This is a genomic window from Nosocomiicoccus sp. HMSC059G07 (genome assembly GCF_001815515.1).
GTDB lineage: Bacteria > Bacillota > Bacilli > Staphylococcales > Salinicoccaceae > Nosocomiicoccus > Nosocomiicoccus ampullae_A.
The window spans coordinates 164,406-185,164 of the sequence record NZ_KV820788.1 but is presented as its reverse complement, the minus strand read 5'-3'; the positions used below and the strand labels follow the sequence as shown (position 1 = coordinate 185,164).

Here is a 20,759-nt window from a genome sequence, read left to right as displayed (position 1 = left end):
ACCTCTATAAGTAATCAATAAAGTTTCTTCTAAATCTCATGTGAAGCGTTGCACCTATTAATAATAATATTAATACTACTGCCCAGAAGTATAATCCATACTTCCAATGTTCAATAATGTACCACCCTGAACCTAAAAATGCATATCGATATCCATCAATGACGTAGATAAGTGGGTTAAATTTTAATACGTACATCACTTTCGGGAAATCACTTAACATCGTTAATGGCCACAGTACTCCTGAAACATATAGACCCATTCTGAGTGTTGAGTTTAAAAACAGGTGCACATCTCTGATAATTGTAGATAACGTCGACATAATTAAGCCAAATGCAAAAGTAAAGACGTATAAACAAAAGATGAAGTATACGACCTGTATTAAATAAATTGAAACATAATATCCATAAATTTGATGTACGATAAGTGCAATAACTAGCATTCCAAAATGTATATAAATTTTAGACAAAATAGGAATATTCGGTATAACACTCATTGGGAAGTTCATTTTAGATAACATTCTAAGTCTAGTATATATAGATTTAGATGCTTCTATTGAAGCTTGGTAGAAAAAGATCCACACTAAAAACCCAACTATTAGCCATAATATAAATGGTGTTTCATCACCATTGACGATAACTGGCGCACGGTTTCTTAGAGTTCCAAATACGAACCAATAGATTAGTATTTGAGTGAGTGGATTTAATAATTCCCAGAGCATACCTAGATAATTGTTTTTATTACTACTTTTTAATTCATATAATGACAATCGTCGTGCTAAGTAGAAATATTCTGTTTGTTCTTGTATTAGTTTAAATAAAGATTTCATTTTATTCCCTTTCAATCATTACCGTAAAATACTATTAACTACACGCTCGGACGCTTTACCGTCCTCTAATGCGCAAAACTTTTCTCTAAATTCGTGTCGAATGACAGAATAATCTTGTAGCTCAATATTCTGTATGGCATGTAAAACTTCATCAGTATTGTACAATAAAGGACCTGGTGCTTTTTGTTCAAAATCAAAATAAAACCCTCTTACAACATCACGATAACTGTCAATATCATACGTAAAGAACATCATCGGACGATCTAAAATCGCGTAATCAAAAAACACAGATGAATAGTCGGTAATTAGCATATCCGATACTAAGTATAAATCGCGAATATCTTCATAACTTGAAAAATTTAACACGAAGCCATTGTATTTTTCTACATCTATATTCTCAGCAATTAAGTAATGCATGCGTAGTAAAATTATATAATCATTGCCTAATTCTTTTTGCATAAGATCTAAGTCAAGCTGGATATCAAATTTATAACGTCCACGCTCATGATATTCATTATCTCTCCACGTTGGCGCATAAAGAATTACTTTTTTGCCACGTTTGATTCCAAGTTCGACTTTGAGTTTATGAGTATAATCTGGATTATTAAAGTTGACTAAGTAATCATTTCTAGGATATCCCGTCTCTAACATATCTTTATTAAAATTAAATGCGCGTTTAAATATTTCTGTTGAATATGGATTCGGAGAAATTAAATAATCCCATTTACTAGATTCTTTAGTAAAGTTTTTCTTATATCGTTCTGTGTCTGTATCAGCCATAAGTACTTCATCCATATCTAATGCTAGGCGTTTTAACGGCGTACCATGCCATGTTTGTAAATACTTTGTAGATCTTGGCTTAGGTATCCATAAAGGTAACCTACTATTTGAAATCCATATATGGGATGTATTCATTGCGATTAACCACTTTATTGAGAATCTCTTAAAATACGGCACGCCATGTTCTTCGAATGTTTTTACATGACGCTTATCCACACTCCAGATAAGTTCGTATTCACTATGATGCATTTTCATATATTCATATAATGCACGTGGATTATCACTGTATTGTTTCCCTAAAAAACTTTCGAACATAATTCTTTTTTTGTTTGTAGGTAGGATTAGACCTGAAGTAAAAAAGATAAACTTGTATATATTTAACCAAAATGATTTTAAAAATTTCATTTAAATCTACTTTCTTTCTTCATTAATTATAATATATAGACTATATTATACCGAAGTTTCGTCAAAATGAGTAAAGTAATATACTATAACAATCGATATTTGTACAGTTTTAGTATAGACTGAAAAGATAGAAATAAATATTAAGGTGAAAGCCAATGAAAAAAATTATAACATATGGAACTTTTGATTTACTACATGTTGGACATATCAATATTTTAAAACGTGCGAAAGAGATGGGAGATTATTTAGTTGTCGGATTATCTACTGATAGCTTCAACAGCTTAAAACATAAAGAAGCATATCACTCATATGAGGATCGCAAACTTATTTTAGAAGCTATTAAATATGTCGATGAAGTAATTCCAGAAAATAGTTGGGATCAAAAACGTGATGACGTAGAAAAACACAACATCGACACATTCGTAATGGGACATGACTGGGAAGGCGAATTCGACTTTTTAAATGATTTATGTGAAGTTGTATATTTACCGAGAACTGAGGGTGTCTCGACAACTAAAATTAAGAAAGATCTTAATCAAAATGATTAAAGAACTTTTTATACGTGTGTACAATTTTTTTGTCTCACGTTTCTTTTTATTGATGCGCGTATTACCAGTTAAAAACTCAGTCGTTATTTTAACTTCCTTTGGCGATAATATCGATTATATTATTCGTCATCCGAAAATGCGTCTCTACGATGAAGTGATTATTTTTTCATCGTGTCAGTATGATTTTAAAACGTTTGATAACGTTAAAGTGTACACACAGAGTAATTTAAGCGTTAAAGAATTATATGAAATTGGACGTGCAAAAAATATTATTGTAGATAATCATTTTCCTGTGATTGGTGGCATGTCTACCTTAAAACCTTATGTTAACGTATTTCAAACGTGGCATGCGGTTGGCGCGGTCAAAGCGTTTGGGTTAATGGATGAGTCATTTAAAAATCGTCCAGACTGTGCGAAAGCTCGATTTAAAAAAACGTATCAAAATGTAGATTATTATGTTGCTGGGTCTAAACGTATGGCAGATATTTTTAAACAGGCGTTTTCTATTGATGATAAGAAAATCATAAAAACAGCGATGCCACGTCTCGATTTTTATAGAGATCAGCCAAATATTCAATCGACTCGAAATAGTGTTCGAAGTCGCTTAAAAATAGACGATGAAGTTATCATTGTGACGTATGCGCCGACATATCGAGAAAATCAGTTTAATATTTCTGATATACCACTCGACATCTCTAAAATGATTCAAAAATTGCCGAGCAATTATAAAATCGCATTAAGACTACATCCTACTGTTCAGTTAGACACTGATATTAAAGGTGTGATCGATCTCACTGACGGATTTTCGTTAGAAGAAGTGTTAAGTGTGACTGATATTTTAATTACAGACTACTCTTCTGTCGGCTTTGAATTTGCGAACCTTATGCGTCCAGTTATCTATTATCCTTATGATTTAGATGAGTATACGAATACAAAAGGGTTAATAGATGATTATGAATCTCTCGTCACGACAAATATCGCATATAGCACAGATGAAATTCTTGAAATGATTAAAAATGATGACTTCTCTGCGGAAGAAATACGTCAATTTAAAGATCTTTGGAATGATTATAACAACCAAAATAATACAAATACTCTTTTATCAATGTTACAATAAAGGTTATTATATTATTTTGAAGTTCGGAGATTACTATGAAAAAATTCCTTAAAATTATTTTCGTCATACTTTTAGTACTCGGCATTGCTGGGGCCGCTTATGGTGGTTATATATACTATACAGTCAACAAAGGAGTAAACTCTTCATTTTCCGGATTAGAGGATAAGTCGAAACTTCGTGAAGATGGTGAAGAAGTAGATATCGAAGATAGTTTTACAGTACTAATATTAGGAATTGACGAAAACGAAAAACGTGCTAAAAAAGAACAATTAAAAAGAGATGAATTTAGAACGGATACGATGATATTAGCTACGTTCGATCGTGAAGGTAACGTCATTAAAATGATCAACATCCCTCGCGATACGCTAAGTCTAATTAGTGATGAACAAGCATTCGACAAAATCAACCACGCACATGCGCTCGGTGGAATTGAAGGAGCTGTCGATTCAGTCGAAAACTTATTCAATATCCCTGTCGACTTTTACATTCGCGTAAACTTTGACTCTGTAGTAGATATCGTAAATACACTTGGTGGAGTTGAGTTCGATGTACCATTTGATATGGAAGAACCAAACCAAGATGATTCAGGTAAAATAAAAGTAAAAAAAGGAAAACGAATGTTAACAGGTGAAGAGGCACTTGCGGTAGTGAGAAGTCGCCGAGTGGATTCAGACTTCGGACGTGGTGAACGTCAAATGCAAATGATTCAGGCGATTATGAATCGTTCAAAATCTACTGGTGCAATTACAAAAATCGATAAACTCGTCGATGTTGTATCTGAAAATGTCACACATAACTTTACGATGAATGAAATTACAAACTTAGCAAAATATTTTGCAAGTCATGATGTTAAATTTGAAACAACAAGATTACTCGGTGAAGATTATATTGGATATACTGGTGCGTATTACTACAAACCAAGTGAAGAGCATTTATTTGTATTAAGTCGAACGTTACGAGAGATTCTTGATTTAAAAGCACCAGACGTAAATGACTTCGCAAATATTCGCCTGTCCTACTGGCTAAACCCAACAGTTTTAATCGGTGAGGATATTATTAACAATTATAAACTTGAAGGTGAAGACATACCGTTTTTTGCCGATCCAGCATATAAAAGTAAGTATGGTGACGGCTTTAACATTCCAAAAGAACAATTAGAAAACTATGAAGACAATGAAGGCGACACAGATGTTAGTCAACCTGACGGACAAGACTACACTGAACCAACAGAAGAAGAATATTTAGATGAGTCAAATGATGACGATTATTATTACGATCCAGGGACAAATCCTAGAGATGAATACTTCCCACCTGAGCGTGATGATAGAGAGAATTATGAATAGTGTTATATAATGACTAGGTACTGCCTAGTCATTATTTTTTTAGGAGTGTCTATTATGAATATATATATTACAGATGATAAGAAATACTACGATGATTGCGTGGATATTAGAAATAAAGTATTTGTAGAAGAACAAGGTGTTCCAGCTGATTTAGAATTAGATGAGTACGAAGAAGAATGCGTTCATATCATTTTACTATTTAACGATGAACCAGCCGGTACAGTACGTTACCGAGTGCTTGATGATTCTACAATTAAAGTCGAAAGAATGGCTGTTTTAAAAGAATATAGAAAGCTCGGATTCGGACATAACTTAATGACGTTCGTTCATATTCATGCGAGACAACAAGGTTACGTATGGGCAAAACTTGGTGCACAAACTCACGCGATTAAATTTTATAACAAACTCGGCTATGAAAATTTTTCCGATGAATATTTAGACGCAAACATCCCACATATCGATATGATTAAACAGTTGTAATAAAAAAACTCTAACAAAAATGTTAGAGTTTTTTTCGTTCCACCGCTTCATATATACGTTCACAGTTATGTTGATCTTGATATTTAATAATGCCACTAATATCTTTTACTTTATTTTCATAGTTATGTTTAATCGAATCTTCGATATAGCTAATCAGAAGTTCTTCTGTTTCCGCGATATCTCCTAAAAATGTTTCATTTACAGGTCGTAATATCCCTCTATTAAAGAATCGATCTTCGTCGAAGTGATAGTATATTACTGGTTTTTTCATCATTATAAAGTCAAAACTTACACTACTAAAATCTGTAATGAGTAACGCATGTTCAATGAGTAAATCTTGTACAGTACGTTCTCCTAGCGTAATAAATTCAATGTTATCTGTCGCTTCAATATGCTCTTTTGTAAAGAACTGCTGTGCACGATAATGCGGGTAGAAATTTAATTTGACGTTATATTTTTTTAGTACTTCATGAAGGCGTTCGTTTTCGATTAAATTTTTATAACGGTGATAATACTCACTGTTTAAAAATCGTTCGTCAGTGTTAATCCAGTCACGCCACGTCGGCATAAGTAATATGTCTTCCCCTTTTTTGCCAATCGGTAATTGGTCAAATCGTGCAAGACCTGTAACGATGACTTCATCTTCATCGTATCCCATCTCTTCAACGACGACGTCGTACTTCTCACTTGAACTCGATACGATAAATATATCAAACGGATCCTCATAGTATTTTTTATGATATTCAGCTGGTTTTCTACCGAGTACACCGTGCTGTAGAAACACTTTAAAAGTATCACCATAGTTAAAGAATTCTTTCGCTGGTTTGTACGGTAAAATATTTTCAAAATCGTGCGTACATAGTAATACCCCTGCTCTTAAACTAATATCATAGTGTGCTTCACTACCAAAAACGAGTACGTTTTCTTCGTCTTTTATCTTTTCATAATCTTTAGATTCTCCGTCTATCACGTAGTACGCTTCGACTTGTTTGTCTTGTAAATATTTAAACAATGCATATCCATTTTCTTGTGCAGTATCTGTACGTTCTCCGAGTAACCATATAGTGTTGTCTCGCGTGACATTCGTGTTGACTGATTTTGGTACAACAAATGTTTCGACTTTTAAATTGTTAAATGGTGTTGTCGTCACGAGTAAATAAACTTCTCGGTCTTTTTCATGAACAATTTTTAAATCGTAAAAATTATCTTTTTTATAATCTGAATGTTTGTATGGGATTTTTTCCCTTGCGATGATGTCGCCGTCTTCATTTCTCATACCGACGTAAATATCAATCACTGTCTTACCACGACTCATCACATTGATGATATCTTCAGGTACTACTTTTATTTTGAATTTATCGTCTACTGGATATTCGACAGTTTTTTGACTGATACGATCTTCAAATATAATGACGTTCTCAGCATTAGAGAACGACTCTCTCCCCTTCATAAAACCTTTAAACGTAAAGTCTTTAATAGATGTCATACGTCTTCTTATACGTGGACGAGATACTTTAAAACCTAAGTAGTTGTCTTTTCTTCTATAAAAATGAGTGTTGAGATACTCATTGTCATGAAGATGTTTACCGACCATATCATCGGTAATTTTTGCATATCGAATATCAAGTTGATACACGATACCATCATTTATAAAGTTGATTTTTTTATTTGTAAATCCGTCAATCAGCACTCCAATTGGTATATCACATCGTAATTGATCTGTTAAATCGATATCCACCGACGTATCAAGCCTCGGGTTAAAGATACTTAATTTCGGTTGATTGATTAATATATCTTTTTCTAATTGAATATTGACTGTGACGACGTTATCTTTTATTTCACTCACGTAAAATGATTCGAGCACGATCACATGCTCTTTAACTTCAAGCGTTAACTCCGGCTCTGTCTTAAGTGTGTACGAATAATATTCAGTAAAAAGTTCGTGTTCTTTTAATTTGCCTTTTAATAAATAAACATCTTCTTTTTGAGCGATATAAAATACCGCTTCACCGTTTGTAAGTTGTTCTAGCCCCGTTACTTTTAACGTATAATCATCAACTAACGTCGTCGGTATTTCTACGAACTTATGAATATAACTTAAAAAGAGTACAGAATCTTTGTCCACTTTCGTATTAAACGTTAAAACTAAAGAATCTTTTAATACGTTCGCGTCATTTACAAGTTGTGTTTCATCAGTAAAGTTTAACGTCATATATCGTTTAGAAATATGTACATCTCTTTTTACTTTAATGTTATATAGTTTATTGTTCACAAAATATTGAGTACGCGCTTTAAGTTCCTTACTTCGTTTTATACGCATCTTCTCGTTAAACGAATATAACTGAACAGATAGATTGTCTGGCTCATCATTAAAATACGCTTCAGACACACGTACTGTAATTAAATCGTCATTATACTCGCATGGAACTGCGTGTTCTATTTCATCGATTAAAACAGTCGCATTATAATTTGAAATCACACGTATATTAATAAACGGGAGGACTTTATAAGTAAATATAAAGTCGCCCCCTCTTCTATTAATATCGATGAGTTCAATTTCTTTTATAAATCGTTCTCTTACATGTTTAGAGAAATAATTTGTAAATCGACTCATACATATTCACCTTTAACTTTCATCAAAATTATTGACGACACCTAAAATCTCTATGCCACTTTCTTCTAGTCGTGAAGCCAGTTCGTTTGACTGAACGATATGACGTTCCTTATTTTTTACAATCACCGCCGCATCGATTGCTTCTTTAGTTGCATCGACATTCGCTGTGTCATACATTCGCATACCAGCATCAATAATACAATAATCAAATTTATTTCTTAACGTGCCAATGATATATTTAAATTTACTCGATAAAAACACTTCGTTGCCAATCGACGTTTGTAGCCCAACATGAATCATAGAAAGTCCATATACTGGTGTGTCATACGTCACTGATAGTATGCTTTTGTCAGTCGCTATCGCATCTGTAATACCGCTTCTTAATTGAACGTGAAATGTGTCGTGAATTGTCGGGTCGTCTAAATTTGCATCTAAAAATACGACGTTAGCGCCCCTACGTGCTAAAGCGATCGCAACGTTAGTTGCGATTGTCGTAACCCCTTCTTTTTGATATTCAGATGCAAATAATAACACTCGTTGCTTGTTTTGTGTGTAATATTTAATACGGTCTGCGATATTAAAATATTTTAAAGCGACATCACTTTCTGGCTCATTCACTACGATATGTCTTCTATTGTCTAACATATATTATCACTCACTTACACTAATATTTTGGTATCGAACCAAGTACCGTATAATCTGATTCCGCTGATTTACGTTTGCCGACACGTGGTTTTTGAAATGTGTCAATTAACGTACCAACAAAATATCCAATAATAAGCCCAACAATAACGTAGATTAATTTAACTTTATGTGACTTGTCTTCTACTACACCGTCATCTGGAGCTGTCACATACTCCACTGTACTCCCTTGTACAAATGTTTCTATTTCATCAGTAGCGATTTGTGCAAGGCTCTCTGTGATCAGTATAGAGTCGCGTCTATTGTCTAAACTTACCGAAACTTTTTAAGTATCTGAATCTTCGTTATACGTGACAGTAATCTTCTCTTTTAATTTTTGAACAGGAAGCGTAATGTTCTCTTGTTCTTTTAGTTTTGTAACGACTTTATCAGATTTAATAATCGCCTCATAAATTCCTGGATCTACTGATTCTTCCGTATGCACGTTAAATTCAGCAGTCGCGTTGTACTGATTATCAATAAAAAACAATGTAAATAACGACGCAACTATTCCACCAATTAATATACTCGCTAATAATATAAAATCTTTACTTGATACATTACGTTTTGACATAGAATCTTCCTTAACGTTTAATCATTTTTTAGTAGTGTTTTTATCATAAAACTAAACACTTTAATATTTCTTTTAATGCGTTCTGGTTGTTTAATCATGCGGTACAACCATTCTAAGTTTAATTTAATCCAAATATCTGGCGCACGTTTCACTGCTTTCGCATGGACGTCTAAACTTCCACCAACACCGATGAATAGCCCTTTTTGTGCATTTTTAATATGACGATCGATGAATAATTCTTGCTTTGGTGCACCGAGCGCGACGAATACGATATCTGGTGACTGTTCATAAATCTCATCATGAATTTTTTCATCATCAATATCGATATATCCGTGATGTCTGCCGACAATATTTAAATTCGGATAAGTCGATTGAATTTGTTTTACCGCCTCTTTATTGACAGACTCTTTTGCACCGAGTAAATACACACTTAAATTTTCGTCATCAGCATATTGAAGTAAATCGACCGTTAAATCAAACCCGGTAATTCGCTCTTTTAGCGGACGTCTTTTTAACTTTGAAAGTAATACAACTCCGATACCATCCGGCGTGACATAATCCGCACGTTTAACGACATGTTGAAATTCGTTATCTTCTTTTGTTTTCATTAAAATTTCTGGGTTTGCTGTTACGACGAACGTCTTTTCTTTTTGCTCAAGACGTCTCTTTAGTTCGTCTACAAACTGTTCATGTGTCGTATTTACAAACGGAATTCCAAGTAAATGTACTACCCTTTTAATCATGTCTTTCACTACTTTCAGTCTTATCTATATCATACATGATTTTTAAACTTTTTTCTTAATTATTCGGGCTCTTTTTTTGTTGTAAAATACGTTCGAGTTGTAGAATCGGAACGTAACCAATCGTAACTTTTCCATCTTGTTCTATATACGTTGGCAATTTATCGACCTCAGTAAATGGAACTTTTCCGCGTTCAAAACGCCCAATAATCGTGTATAACCTATGAATCAGTCGTGTAATATCGTCTAATATACTTTGTGATATTCTAGCGACTTCGATATGGATAAATGGATTTTCTTTTTCTTTTTTAGGATATCGATATTTTTTAATCCAATGAATGTCTTTTTGAGACATTTCATCTTTTGATTTATACTCAATCGCAAAAAATGGGAGTCTATCGTCTTCTTTAAACGCTTCGTCAAATTGCTGTCTAAAACTATAAAACTCTAAATGGTTTTCTTCTTTACGAATAACGTACTGCTCTCCATTTTGTTGGATATAAAAGATCGTACTGTTCGGTACACGGTATGTTTTTTTAATATCGATATATAAATCTGACATTTTAATAAACTGTGTATAGTCTAAATCTAAGTGTGCGATATTTTTATCTTTACTTTCTAAAATTGAGAGTTCTAGCGTTAAATCATCTGACGATAACTTCGCTTTATTTAAAGCATCGAACAACTTATTTAACTTCATTTCATACAATTCGCTATACGAATACTCACCATATGTTAGCTTAGATACTTCATGTGTTAAATATGGTAAATCGTCTGTTAACAACGCAATCAAATCTCTTACTTTTTGATCAAGTGATAATTTATATTTAAAAATTTGTAATTGATGCGTACTATCTTTAACTTTGACTTTAATTTCCATACAATCCCTCTTTTCGCATCATGTCATTAGTTTATATTATACATTGTTTTTTTAGTTTCTGCGCTTAAATATCTTCTTCTAAAATGTCTAAACTTCACGTACCTGTCATATATTTGCGTCGCTTTTACATACTGACTTTCACATTGGTTATATGAAATTTCGACATCTAACGTATCTCCACATATAAACTCAATCGTCGTACCACTTTCACGTTTTATACACCGATATACTTTAGCCAAATTAATAAAATACACGTTCTTATTATTATTTGAATTTAACGGAAACATAATAAATTGATATTCGAGATCCACACAAATCGGTATCATACGATGGATGTTGAAATTCAATTGAACATGTTTACGTATTGCAGATAGATTCGTCGCATAAAAATATGTTAAATACTCATTTAACCAGTTTTCCGACGATTTCTTATATTGAACGATACCAGAATCTGATACCGCTTGACACATATAAGTTGGATCATAAATCGGTTCTATATATTTAACGTCTCTTGTAAAATATGGTAATCCTTTCATAGGAAGTCCTCTTTCATATAAATTATAGTATTAGAACGAATTATACATCATTTCATGTTTAAATACATTACATTGTTAACTATTATTATAGTTAAGGTTAACTTTTGTTAATTAAGACGCCTGTTTGAACGATTAAAAACCCGGTACATTACACATATCCGGAAATAATTTAAGAATCGATTCTTACAGGAGTCACAATGGAAAAGATTATATCGTATGAACCGATGATTGCTTCAATTATTAACAGGCTGAATATTTTATATGACCGAGATGAGTATATGCAAATTGGCCGATTAGCGGTTTACGAAGCGTTAAACAAGCACGACGAGTCCAAATGTAAAGAATCACAATTTGTCTACACGATGATTTATCAACGTTTAATCGATGAAATTCGAAAAAATGCACGTCGATTAGAGCGATATCAAGTGACAGAAGATGGAGTTCTACATACGATCCCTATCGATTCTATCGATGCGAATTTGTATTTAATCGGTGTAAAAGAAAAACTAACTGAGCGAGAATATGCATGGCTACTTATGACGATTGATGGATATGCACTCGTTGAGATCGCCAAACATTTAGGGGTGAGTTTATCAACAGCAAAAAACATAAGAAAACAAGCGAGAAAAACGTTGTATACACACTTCTATTGAGAAAAATAGTTGAAAATTGTATAATAGTATAATGATTATTTGGAGGGGTTACGATGAGTAAGAACAAAGACGAAGTAGAAATTGTACCAGCAGAAATCGGAGATATTGTTGAGTTCGATGGCATGCTTGGTAAAGTTGAAAAAATCAACGAAAATTCAGTCATCGTCGACATTACAATAAACGAGGACTGGAACGAAAACGAAGATTTTGAAAAGACAGTAGTAAACCATAAACGATATACAATCAAAAAATAATGATTAAGGCGTAAGCTCGAATGCTTACGCCTTTTTTCTTTTTATTCTTATTTCTAACCAACTGTTAAATGCTCTGTCGGATATTTGATTATCGTCTTTTTCTTGCTGCCAAAACTTAATAAGAAACTCACAAAACCGACACGGCCAATAAACATCAGTGCAATCAATATAAGCTCACTGCTTGTCTGTAAGTCATTTGTTATGCCCATCGACATCCCGCACGTTCCGAACGCGCTCGATACTTCAAAGATGATAGACATTAAACTATGTTTGTCACCTTCAACAAACGTGATGACGGATATTCCTAAAAATAGTAAAACAATTGACATGACGAACACGACAAATGCGCGTTCAACATCTTGTTTTGCGATCGTCCGTTTAAATATCGTCGGGTATTCTTTACTTCTTGCAAATGCAATTACTGTCAGTAACAAAATCGCAAATGTCGTCGTACGAATCCCCCCACCCGCACTGGATGGTGATGATCCGATAAACATTAACATACTTAAAACAAGCTGTGTGGCTTCGTTTAGTAGCGACGGGTCTTCGATAACGATTCCTGCACTTCTTGACGATACACTCATAAACGAGGCGTTCATCATTTTAGTAATAAATGAATCTTGAAAACGCGGACCATTCCACTCGATGATTAAATAAAACACTGTACCAATTACATAAAGTAACGCATACATCGTCGTCGTCACTTTCGTAAACAAACTAAATCTAAAGTGAGGGTTTTTATGACTAAAGAACTCTTTCACTTCGATTAATACAGGATATCCAATCGCTCCGAGAACGATTTGGAACATTACTGGAACCGTAAGAAAGAAGTTTGTACTATGTCCGATCAACGATTGATGATATAAATCAAATCCAGCGTTTGTCGTCGCAGATACTGATAAAAACGTCCCTTGAAGGAGTGCATCTTTAAACGAACCGGTTAAATAATAAAACACTGACGTATAAATAATTGCACCAATCAGTTCGATTAAAAACAGTAAAGACACGATATTTAAAACGAGCTTTACCCCACCTGCAATTGCGGATTGGTTGTTGTCGACCATGATTGCTGCTCGGTTTCTTAATGTGATCTTTCTACCGAGTAAAATCCATATAAACGTCGACGTCGCCATAATACCAATACCGCCGAGGTTGAGTATGAACATTAAGAGAATAATCCCGTACGTATTAAACGTGTCGACAATATTTACCGTCGTAAGACCCGTAACAGAGATACCTGAAGCTGTGACGAATAACGTATCCATAAATGATATGTATGTACCTTCATTATAGAAAAATGGCAGTTGCATGAGTAACGTAGAAACAATTAACGCGCCTAAATAATATAAGAATATCGAGCGTTGTGGGCTCATACGGTCTAATAAATTAATGATTATTTTCACACAGTATCTCTCCTTTAGACATACTATACGCCTATTAAATCAATCTTTCAATTTAATTTACGATAAAAAAACGAGCATTACTGCTCGTTTAAAATCTTATTATAACTGGACGTCAGTCTCATACTGTCTACCGTCTAAATAATACGTTACAGTAATCGTGTCGCCTGATTTTTTGTTGCCATATAAATATTGTCTAAATTCCATCGCGTTATTGACTTCAGTGTCATCTAATTTCGTAACGACCGCTAATTCTTCTAATCCTGCATATTCAGCTGGAGAACCTGGTTCAATACTCGATAGAACTACGCCATTTTTAACATCACTCGGCAATTTTAAATAGTTACGTTGATCGCTCGTACTAATTAAATATAAGTCGAGCAAGCCAACTCCGATAAAAGGACGGTCCACTTCTCCACCAGTTTCTAACTCTGAGACGATTGCTTTAACATCGTTTGATGGAATCGCAAAACCAATACCTTCGACATTCTCTAAACCAATTTTCATCGAGTTAATACCGATTAATTCACCTTTACTATTGACGAGTGCACCACCAGAGTTACCTGGGTTAATAGCTGCATCTGTTTGAAGTACTGCCGCTTCCCAGTCATCCGTACCGTTTCCATCAATATCAACCGGTACACGTCTATCTAATGCAGATACAATTCCTCTAGATACAGATCCACTAAACATATCACCGAGTGGTGAACCAATTGCGATTGCCTCTTCACCGACGAGTAATTTATCGCTATCTCCAAATTCAATCACATCAGTAATGTTACCTTTTGGCATTCTTAAAACTGCTAAGTCTGTCCAAATATCTGTGCCGAGAATCTCTGCTTCAACACTGTCACCTTCAGAAGTGTTTACTTGAACTTCAGTTGCTTTATCAATGACGTGATTATTTGTAATAACGTAAGCATATTTGTCATCTGTTTTATAAATGACTCCAGACCCAGTTCCCGCTTCAGCGAGTGACGACTCATTACCAAATAAATTCGTTTGGCTTTGTAAGTTAATGACTGATACGACTGCAGGCTTTGCTTTTTCAACAGCTACAATCGTATCCGTAATTAATTTATCTTCGTGCTTACTTTCGATATCTTTACGGACTTCTGCGGTATCTTTTGTGTCATTTACGACTTCATCTGCGTTGTTTGAATCGTTAGATAAAAAGTGATACAACGAAACGACTAAAATCGCACCGATAATACCTGCGAGTAGTCCTGGTAAAAATGATGATTTTTCACGCTTAGTTCTTGGTTTAGGCGCATCTTCTTTTTGTACTTCATGTTCTTCACGGAAATCATCGTGAGATGGTGCTTCTCTTTCATCAACATGCTCGTCTTTGACATCATCTTTTAAATCATCATCGTCAATTTTTTCAAATTGAACTGTATCGTGCTCATCTAAAGCGTGCGTACGACGCCTATACTTTTCATCAAAGTTTTCTCTTCTATCATCATCATTGCGCATTCATATCATCCTTTACATCTTTTTTCTTACCACCAGCAAACCATCCGATTAGGATAATGATAAGCATGACTGCCCAGAATGTTAATTTCCAAATTGTTGAATGTGGGAAAGTCTCTGGTAAAATACCGACTGCTTCATGCGAGAGTGTTAACACTGTTAACTTAACACCAACCCAACCAACGATAGTAAATGCTGCGACTTCTAAACTTGGTCGTTCGGCAAGTAATTTTACGAACCAGTTCGCAAAGAAACGCATAATAATAACTCCAAGTAAACCACCGATTAACATCACTGTATATTGTCCTGCGTTTACTCCGAAGAAGTCTCCACCGACATGTGGTAACGCAAGGGCAATAGCTGCAGCTGCTAAAATCGAATCGACCGCAAACGCAATATCTGCGATTTCTACTTTAAGTACAGTCATCCAAAATCCTGAACCCTTTTTTTCGTTCTTTTCAATTAATGCGTCAATTTCTTCTTCTGATCGACCTCTATGCTTATATATATCTTTTAAATGACTAAACGAAACGTAGAATAAGTATAACGCACCGAACGCTTGGACAAACCACCATTGTACGAGCCAAACGAGTAATAGTATCGCAATCATTCTAAATATAAATGCACCGAGCAATCCGTAAAATAATGCTTTCTTACGATCTTTTGGCGATAAATGTCTCACCATAACCGCAAGTACAACCGCATTGTCTGCTGCAAGTAAACCTTCTAATACGACAAGTACAATAAGTACCCATGCGTACTCTAATAATATAGTATAATCCATTTCTTCACTCCTTAAATATAAAAAAGACCATAGTAAATAGACACTGTCTAATTACTATGGTCTCACAGAACAATAAATATTGCTTAACACACCGGGCGATTTGCCGTAATGACGATGTGTTACTAGTAAACTAGTCGTTACTCCCCATATATTATTCATTGACATTATTATACGCGTTTTATTTGATTAAAGTAAACTATATAATTTGATTTCAGGATATTTATCACTAAACCATCTCAGTGCAAAATCATTTTCAAATAGAAATACTTTGTTGTCGTAACGGTCATACACAAGTGTAGAACGCTGTGTATCCATTTGATCGGTAATATCTTCTTCGTTTTCGATCCAACGTGCTTGTTTATTACCGATTGGTTCCATCACGACATCTGTATTATATTCGTTTTTCATACGGTGCTCAAATACTTCGAATTGAAGTTGACCGACTGCGCCGATAATCGGTTGATTCGTATGAATCGTCTTATAATACTGTATTGCACCTTCTTGAACGAGTTGCTCGATACCTTTGTAGAAGTGCTTTTGTTTCATCACGTTTTTAGCAGAGACTTTCATAAATAACTCTGGCGTAAACTGTGGTAACTCTTTAAATTCGATATGCTTGTCAGATGTTAGCGTATCACCGATTTGGTAGTTTCCTGTATCGTATAACCCGATAATATCTCCAGCATATGCTACGTCTACAGTTTCTGTGTCATCTGCCATAAACATCGTCGCACGTGTGACTTTTTGTTTTTTACCTGTGCGTTGTAATTTCACTTCCATACCGCGGTTAAATTGCCCGGATACGATACGTAAAAATGCGAGTCTATCTCTATGTTTTGGGTCCATGTTCGCTTGAATTTTAAAGATAAATCCTGAAAATTCTTCTTCTGTCGGATCGATTACTTCACCTGATTTTGTTTCAAGTGGTTCTGGGCTCGGTGCAAAGTCAACAAACGTGTCTAAAAATTCCTCAACACCAAAGTTAGATAATGCTGAACCGAAAAATACAGGTGTTAAATCTCCTGTTGCGATTTTTTCTTCATCGAATGCGTCCCCTGCTTCTTCGACGAGCATAAACTCTTCAATCGACTCTTGGAAGGCAGAGTCTTTTTCGATGTCGTGAGACGTTTCTAATTCGTAATCGTCGTTTAACTTCAACATCGTCTCTTCACGGTACGGATTAATTTCTTTTGTACGTCGATTAATAATCCCAAAGAAACTTGGTCCCATACCAATTGGCCACGTCATCGGATACGTTTCAATATCTAACGTTTCTTCGATTTCTTCTAAAAGCTCAAACGGATCTTTCCCGACTCGGTCAAGTTTATTGATAAATGTAAACACTGGAATCCCACGCATTTTTGCTACTTTAAAGAGTTTTAACGTCTGAGGTTCGATCCCTTCTGCTGCGTCGATGACCATAACAGCACTGTCAACGGCCATTAGTGTACGATACGTGTCTTCTGAGAAGTCTTCGTGTCCAGGTGTATCTAAAATATTTACTTTATATCCGTCAAAATCAAACTGCATGACAGAACTCGTTACTGAGATTCCACGCTCTTGTTCGACTTTCATCCAGTCTGATGTTGCGAATTTACCTGTCTTTCTACCTTTAACGACACCCGCTTCACGAATCGCACCACCGAATAGTAATAGCTTCTCAGTTAGCGTCGTTTTCCCGGCATCCGGGTGCGAAATAATCGCAAATGTTTTTCTTTTATTGATTTCTTCTTTAAGTCCCATACAATCTCCTTAATTCAATTCTATCTATTATTAGTTTTCATATCCTGGAAAGTTATATTTTTTATACGCAAAATTTAATGCAATCAAATCATCGCGATGCGGTTCTTTAATATGATTTTCCATAATTTGATACGGCTCGCGCCCTTTTCCTGCAAGGAACACAGTATCTCCAGGTTCAGCATAATCTATAGCGATTTTTATCGCTTGTTCACGGTCGATTTCTGTCGTGTAATTATCGTGTGTCATCCCTTTTTCGACGATATCAATTAACATGTTTTTATCGTCATTACCCGGATTATCAACAGTGATTACGACATAATCTGACAGACTCGCAATACGACCCATCTCTTCGGCTTTTGAATAATCTCTTTCACCAGTCATTCCATACACTGTAATCAATTTACCATCGTTAAACGGACGAATTGTTTGAATGACTTTTTCTAACGCATCTGGCGTATGTGCAAAGTCGATGATTAAATGAATCGGTAATTCATTGTCTAACACTTCTAAACGACCAGATACAGCTTTCATCTGTTTAATTGCTTCAATCACATCATTTAAATCGTACCCTTGTAACCATTCACTTATAATCGCACATATTAAATTTTCAATATTGTAATCTCCAACAAATGGTGATTCTACATAAAACTCACCGTCTGGCGTGTGTAACGTAAACGTCGTACCTTCTAGACTTCCTTTAATATTTGTCGGATAAAAATCTGCACTTTCATCTAATCCATATGAAATCACTTCATAAGGTGTCATCGTAGCATATTCTTTTGACCACGGATCAGAATTGTTTAATATGACGTATTTTGTCTTTTTTAAATCTTGACCGAGTTGAGAAAAGAGTAGCCCTTTAGTGAACCCGTAGTTTTCCATCGTTTCATGAAAATCCAAATGATCTTGTGTTAAATTCGTAAATATCACAATATCAAAATCCACACCAAACGTACGCCCAAGCTTTAGTGCGTGACTCGACACTTCCATCGTAAATACTTCAGTTTCTTTTTTTACCGCTTCATTAAAATTTTTATGCAAACGAGTCGTCTCAGGTGTCGTATTTAACGATGGATACGTATCTTCATTAATCATAAATCCATTCGTTCCTAAGTATGCACTTTTTTTATTCATACTCATACTTAAATTATGAATCATCGTTGAAACAGTCGTCTTACCATTCGTCCCAGTGACACCGACCATCGTCATACTTTCATGTGGGAAATCATATAAGTACTCTGCAAATAGCGCAGACACTTTTACTGGGTCTTTTACTTTTAATAACCCAACGCCTTCAGGTAATTCCCTATTTCGGTCTGATAATATCATCTTACTGCCTTTTTCAATCGCTTGATCGATATAATCAAAACCGTCTGTCGTTGCACCTTTTAACGCGACAAATATCGTTCCTTCAGATACTTCTCTAGAGTCGATTGTAATATCGAATACTTCTTCCGGTAACGTCCCATATATTTCTTTTATTTTTAGTAATGAAATTAGTTGTTCAGTTTTCATGTTCTCACCTCTAACGGTTTGATTTAATTATACATTAATGAAAATAAAATACGCCCCTAGAGGCGTATTTATTCTGCACGTTTTTGTTGTCGTCTTTCACGTCTTCTTATAAGTACGATACTAATCTCATACAACACAATCATTGGCGTTAAAGTTATTAAATGTGTAAATACGTCTGGAGGCATAATAATCGCCGTTAAAACTAATAGTCCAAAATAGACGTATTTTCTTATAGCGACCATCGTTTCTGCATTTAATAATCCAATATAATTTAAAAATAGTATGACAACAGGCAGTTGGAATATTAACCCAAACGGAATGGTCGTCATCAGTAAAAATCTCATATATTCATCTGCAGTAACAATTACTTCAAAGTTCTTTTCTCCGAGTGAAATTAAAAAGAAATAACTGACTGGGTGAACGACAAAGTATCCAAAGAATAAACCTGCTATAAATAAAATTAACATTCCTGGTAACGAACTTTTAATAAACATCGTCTCTTTTTCGACGAGTCCTGGTTTCATAAAGCCCCATATGAACCAGCAAATAAACGGTATAGATAACCCAACACTAATCGCACCAGATGTTTGTAAATAAAAACGAATCACCTCAAAAGGTCCTAATACGACAATATTCGCACCCTTTGAAACGTAAGGAAACCACCAACCGACCGTCGCAAAAATCACAATAAAGCATAAAACGACAGTGATTGCTGATTTAATAACAACCGATCTTAAATCGAGAATATGGTCCATGAGAGGTGCCATATTATCTTCTTGAGTCAGCTTCTTACGCTTTCGTCTCACTTGTACTTCTTTATATTCATCATTGTTAGACATATATATGTACCACCTAATCCAATCAACGAATTTTTAAAAATAACGCATTAAATCATCTATCTATTATAGTACACATTGTGTTGATATAAAAGATTATAAACGTGGTTGTAGCTGATTGAAGCGGTTTTATTTTCTAACCTGCGTATAGTTGATCCAAAACAGCGTAATCGTTAAATAGATGAATTACCTTTTTACGCAAAAACGATTTGTGTTAAACGGACCTCTGTTTATTTCACGCAAACGGCGTAATTGTCAAATAGATGAACTGCTCTTTTACGCAAAAGGGATTTGCGTAAAATTAAACGTGCTAACGTCACCTCTGATACATTTCCGACCTATCTTTCAGATGAAAAAACTCGTAAATTTTGATTTGCGTAAAATTAATTTCATAGTCGTTTACGCAATTGCGTGTTGCGTTAAATTGTTTTTCATCTTTTTACGCAAAAGAGATTTGCGTTAAAAGGGGCACTGTTTCGTTGACGCAAACGGCGTAATTGTCAAATAGATGAACTACCCTTTTACGCAAAAGGGATTTGCGTTAAATTAAACGTGCTAACGGCACCTCTGATACATT

General features: G+C 34.7%; 21 protein-coding genes. 6 read left to right on the top strand and 15 right to left on the bottom strand.

From position 1 onward, the window contains the following. Positions 1-4: 4 nt before the first annotated feature. Positions 5-826: an ABC transporter permease gene (locus tag HMPREF3029_RS02400; protein ID WP_068127954.1), complete on the bottom strand. Its 822-nt coding sequence runs from the start codon at positions 824-826 to the stop codon at positions 5-7. Positions 827-844: 18 nt separating this feature from the next. Further along, positions 845-2,011 (bottom strand): CDP-glycerol glycerophosphotransferase family protein, encoded by a 1,167-nt coding sequence (locus HMPREF3029_RS02395; protein WP_070709540.1) that lies wholly within the window; start codon positions 2,009-2,011, stop codon positions 845-847. A gap of 155 nt (positions 2,012-2,166) precedes the next feature. Between HMPREF3029_RS02395 and tagD the strand changes: the two genes are divergently transcribed. From tagD to HMPREF3029_RS02375, 4 genes are read left to right on the top strand one after another with little or no spacing between them, the layout of a single operon-like run. Continuing rightward, positions 2,167-2,559, top strand: coding sequence for a glycerol-3-phosphate cytidylyltransferase (gene tagD / locus HMPREF3029_RS02390; RefSeq protein ID WP_070709538.1), 393 nt, complete (start codon positions 2,167-2,169; stop codon positions 2,557-2,559). Continuing rightward, positions 2,552-3,676, top strand: a complete 1,125-nt coding sequence (locus tag HMPREF3029_RS02385; RefSeq protein ID WP_070709536.1) for a CDP-glycerol glycerophosphotransferase family protein — start codon at positions 2,552-2,554, stop codon at positions 3,674-3,676. The genes tagD and HMPREF3029_RS02385 overlap by 8 nt, the downstream gene beginning before the upstream one ends. Before the next feature lie 35 nt (positions 3,677-3,711). Further along, positions 3,712-5,019 carry an LCP family protein gene (locus HMPREF3029_RS02380; RefSeq protein WP_070623308.1) on the top strand — a complete coding sequence of 436 codons (1,308 nt, stop codon included), beginning with the start codon at positions 3,712-3,714 and terminating at the stop codon, positions 5,017-5,019. A gap of 54 nt (positions 5,020-5,073) precedes the next feature. Beyond that, on the top strand, positions 5,074-5,499 hold the full coding sequence (locus HMPREF3029_RS02375; RefSeq protein WP_070457497.1) for a GNAT family N-acetyltransferase: 426 nt from the start codon (positions 5,074-5,076) through the stop codon (positions 5,497-5,499). Positions 5,500-5,521: 22 nt separating this feature from the next. Here HMPREF3029_RS02375 and HMPREF3029_RS02370 read toward each other — a convergent pair whose 3' ends face one another. From HMPREF3029_RS02370 to HMPREF3029_RS02340, 7 genes are all read right to left on the bottom strand, one after another. Continuing rightward, positions 5,522-8,113, bottom strand: coding sequence for a CDP-glycerol glycerophosphotransferase family protein (locus HMPREF3029_RS02370; protein ID WP_070709534.1), 2,592 nt, complete (start codon positions 8,111-8,113; stop codon positions 5,522-5,524). 12 nt (positions 8,114-8,125) lie between these two features. After that, on the bottom strand, positions 8,126-8,758 hold the full coding sequence (locus HMPREF3029_RS02365) for a P-loop NTPase family protein (RefSeq protein WP_070709532.1): 633 nt from the start codon (positions 8,756-8,758) through the stop codon (positions 8,126-8,128). Positions 8,759-8,777: 19 nt separating this feature from the next. Beyond that, the gene (locus HMPREF3029_RS02360; protein ID WP_070709530.1) at positions 8,778-8,975 is read right to left on the bottom strand and encodes a hypothetical protein; all 198 of its coding nucleotides are present in this window, start codon (positions 8,973-8,975) and stop codon (positions 8,778-8,780) included. A gap of 105 nt (positions 8,976-9,080) precedes the next feature. Continuing rightward, positions 9,081-9,368 (bottom strand): YveK family protein, encoded by a 288-nt coding sequence (locus HMPREF3029_RS02355; protein ID WP_070709528.1) that lies wholly within the window; start codon positions 9,366-9,368, stop codon positions 9,081-9,083. Positions 9,369-9,385: 17 nt separating this feature from the next. Continuing rightward, a complete protein-coding gene (locus HMPREF3029_RS02350; RefSeq protein WP_070709526.1) occupies positions 9,386-10,111 on the bottom strand; it encodes a WecB/TagA/CpsF family glycosyltransferase in 726 nt (241 codons plus the stop codon). Between the two features lie 55 nt (positions 10,112-10,166). Beyond that, complete coding sequence (locus HMPREF3029_RS02345) at positions 10,167-10,988, bottom strand: hypothetical protein (protein ID WP_068127922.1); 822 nt, start codon at positions 10,986-10,988, stop codon at positions 10,167-10,169. Between the two features lie 26 nt (positions 10,989-11,014). After that, positions 11,015-11,524 (bottom strand): competence protein ComK, encoded by a 510-nt coding sequence (locus HMPREF3029_RS02340; RefSeq protein WP_070709522.1) that lies wholly within the window; start codon positions 11,522-11,524, stop codon positions 11,015-11,017. Positions 11,525-11,721: 197 nt separating this feature from the next. Between HMPREF3029_RS02340 and HMPREF3029_RS02335 the strand changes: the two genes are divergently transcribed. Together HMPREF3029_RS02335 and HMPREF3029_RS02330 are read left to right on the top strand one after the other, a co-directional pair. Then, positions 11,722-12,177, top strand: a complete 456-nt coding sequence (locus HMPREF3029_RS02335) for a sigma-70 family RNA polymerase sigma factor (RefSeq protein WP_070623287.1) — start codon at positions 11,722-11,724, stop codon at positions 12,175-12,177. Positions 12,178-12,257: 80 nt separating this feature from the next. Next, a complete protein-coding gene (locus tag HMPREF3029_RS02330) occupies positions 12,258-12,431 on the top strand; it encodes a DUF2187 family protein (protein WP_102167279.1) in 174 nt (57 codons plus the stop codon). 53 nt (positions 12,432-12,484) lie between these two features. On the opposite strand, the gene HMPREF3029_RS02325 is transcribed toward HMPREF3029_RS02330, so the two are convergent. The 6 genes from HMPREF3029_RS02325 to tatC all read right to left on the bottom strand — a co-directional run bounded on the left by HMPREF3029_RS02325 (position 12,485) and on the right by tatC (position 20,185). Further along, on the bottom strand, positions 12,485-13,834 hold the full coding sequence (locus tag HMPREF3029_RS02325; RefSeq protein ID WP_246828775.1) for a TrkH family potassium uptake protein: 1,350 nt from the start codon (positions 13,832-13,834) through the stop codon (positions 12,485-12,487). Between the two features lie 99 nt (positions 13,835-13,933). Continuing rightward, positions 13,934-15,307 carry a S1C family serine protease gene (locus HMPREF3029_RS02320; protein WP_070709520.1) on the bottom strand — a complete coding sequence of 458 codons (1,374 nt, stop codon included), beginning with the start codon at positions 15,305-15,307 and terminating at the stop codon, positions 13,934-13,936. Continuing rightward, positions 15,297-16,088: a TerC family protein gene (locus tag HMPREF3029_RS02315; RefSeq protein ID WP_070709518.1), complete on the bottom strand. Its 792-nt coding sequence runs from the start codon at positions 16,086-16,088 to the stop codon at positions 15,297-15,299. Before HMPREF3029_RS02315 ends, HMPREF3029_RS02320 begins: the two co-directional genes overlap by 11 nt. A gap of 186 nt (positions 16,089-16,274) precedes the next feature. Then, the gene (locus HMPREF3029_RS02310; protein WP_070709517.1) at positions 16,275-17,831 is read right to left on the bottom strand and encodes a peptide chain release factor 3; all 1,557 of its coding nucleotides are present in this window, start codon (positions 17,829-17,831) and stop codon (positions 16,275-16,277) included. A 30-nt stretch (positions 17,832-17,861) separates the two neighbouring features. Next, positions 17,862-19,346, bottom strand: coding sequence for a UDP-N-acetylmuramoyl-L-alanyl-D-glutamate--2,6-diaminopimelate ligase (locus tag HMPREF3029_RS02305; protein ID WP_070709515.1), 1,485 nt, complete (start codon positions 19,344-19,346; stop codon positions 17,862-17,864). Between the two features lie 68 nt (positions 19,347-19,414). Beyond that, complete coding sequence (gene tatC, locus HMPREF3029_RS02300) at positions 19,415-20,185, bottom strand: twin-arginine translocase subunit TatC (protein ID WP_070709513.1); 771 nt, start codon at positions 20,183-20,185, stop codon at positions 19,415-19,417. Positions 20,186-20,759 lie beyond the last annotated feature (574 nt).

Excerpts from the sequence above, each read along its gene's own strand:
- HMPREF3029_RS02400 (WP_068127954.1), bottom strand. The coding sequence starts at position 826 with ATGAAATCTTTATTTAAACTAATACAAGAACAAACAGAATATTTCTAC.
- HMPREF3029_RS02395 (WP_070709540.1), bottom strand. The coding sequence starts at position 2,011 with ATGAAATTTTTAAAATCATTTTGGTTAAATATATACAAGTTTATCTTT.
- tagD (WP_070709538.1), top strand. The coding sequence starts at position 2,167 with ATGAAAAAAATTATAACATATGGAACTTTTGATTTACTACATGTTGGA.
- HMPREF3029_RS02385 (WP_070709536.1), top strand. The coding sequence starts at position 2,552 with ATGATTAAAGAACTTTTTATACGTGTGTACAATTTTTTTGTCTCACGT.
- HMPREF3029_RS02380 (WP_070623308.1), top strand. The coding sequence starts at position 3,712 with ATGAAAAAATTCCTTAAAATTATTTTCGTCATACTTTTAGTACTCGGC.
- HMPREF3029_RS02375 (WP_070457497.1), top strand. The coding sequence starts at position 5,074 with ATGAATATATATATTACAGATGATAAGAAATACTACGATGATTGCGTG.
- HMPREF3029_RS02370 (WP_070709534.1), bottom strand. The coding sequence starts at position 8,113 with ATGAGTCGATTTACAAATTATTTCTCTAAACATGTAAGAGAACGATTT.
- HMPREF3029_RS02365 (WP_070709532.1), bottom strand. The coding sequence starts at position 8,758 with ATGTTAGACAATAGAAGACATATCGTAGTGAATGAGCCAGAAAGTGAT.
- HMPREF3029_RS02355 (WP_070709528.1), bottom strand. The coding sequence starts at position 9,368 with ATGTCAAAACGTAATGTATCAAGTAAAGATTTTATATTATTAGCGAGT.
- HMPREF3029_RS02350 (WP_070709526.1), bottom strand. The coding sequence starts at position 10,111 with ATGATTAAAAGGGTAGTACATTTACTTGGAATTCCGTTTGTAAATACG.
- HMPREF3029_RS02345 (WP_068127922.1), bottom strand. The coding sequence starts at position 10,988 with ATGGAAATTAAAGTCAAAGTTAAAGATAGTACGCATCAATTACAAATT.
- HMPREF3029_RS02340 (WP_070709522.1), bottom strand. The coding sequence starts at position 11,524 with ATGAAAGGATTACCATATTTTACAAGAGACGTTAAATATATAGAACCG.
- HMPREF3029_RS02335 (WP_070623287.1), top strand. The coding sequence starts at position 11,722 with ATGGAAAAGATTATATCGTATGAACCGATGATTGCTTCAATTATTAAC.
- HMPREF3029_RS02320 (WP_070709520.1), bottom strand. The coding sequence starts at position 15,307 with ATGCGCAATGATGATGATAGAAGAGAAAACTTTGATGAAAAGTATAGG.
- HMPREF3029_RS02315 (WP_070709518.1), bottom strand. The coding sequence starts at position 16,088 with ATGGATTATACTATATTATTAGAGTACGCATGGGTACTTATTGTACTT.
- HMPREF3029_RS02310 (WP_070709517.1), bottom strand. The coding sequence starts at position 17,831 with ATGGGACTTAAAGAAGAAATCAATAAAAGAAAAACATTTGCGATTATT.
- HMPREF3029_RS02305 (WP_070709515.1), bottom strand. The coding sequence starts at position 19,346 with ATGAAAACTGAACAACTAATTTCATTACTAAAAATAAAAGAAATATAT.
- tatC (WP_070709513.1), bottom strand. The coding sequence starts at position 20,185 with ATGTCTAACAATGATGAATATAAAGAAGTACAAGTGAGACGAAAGCGT.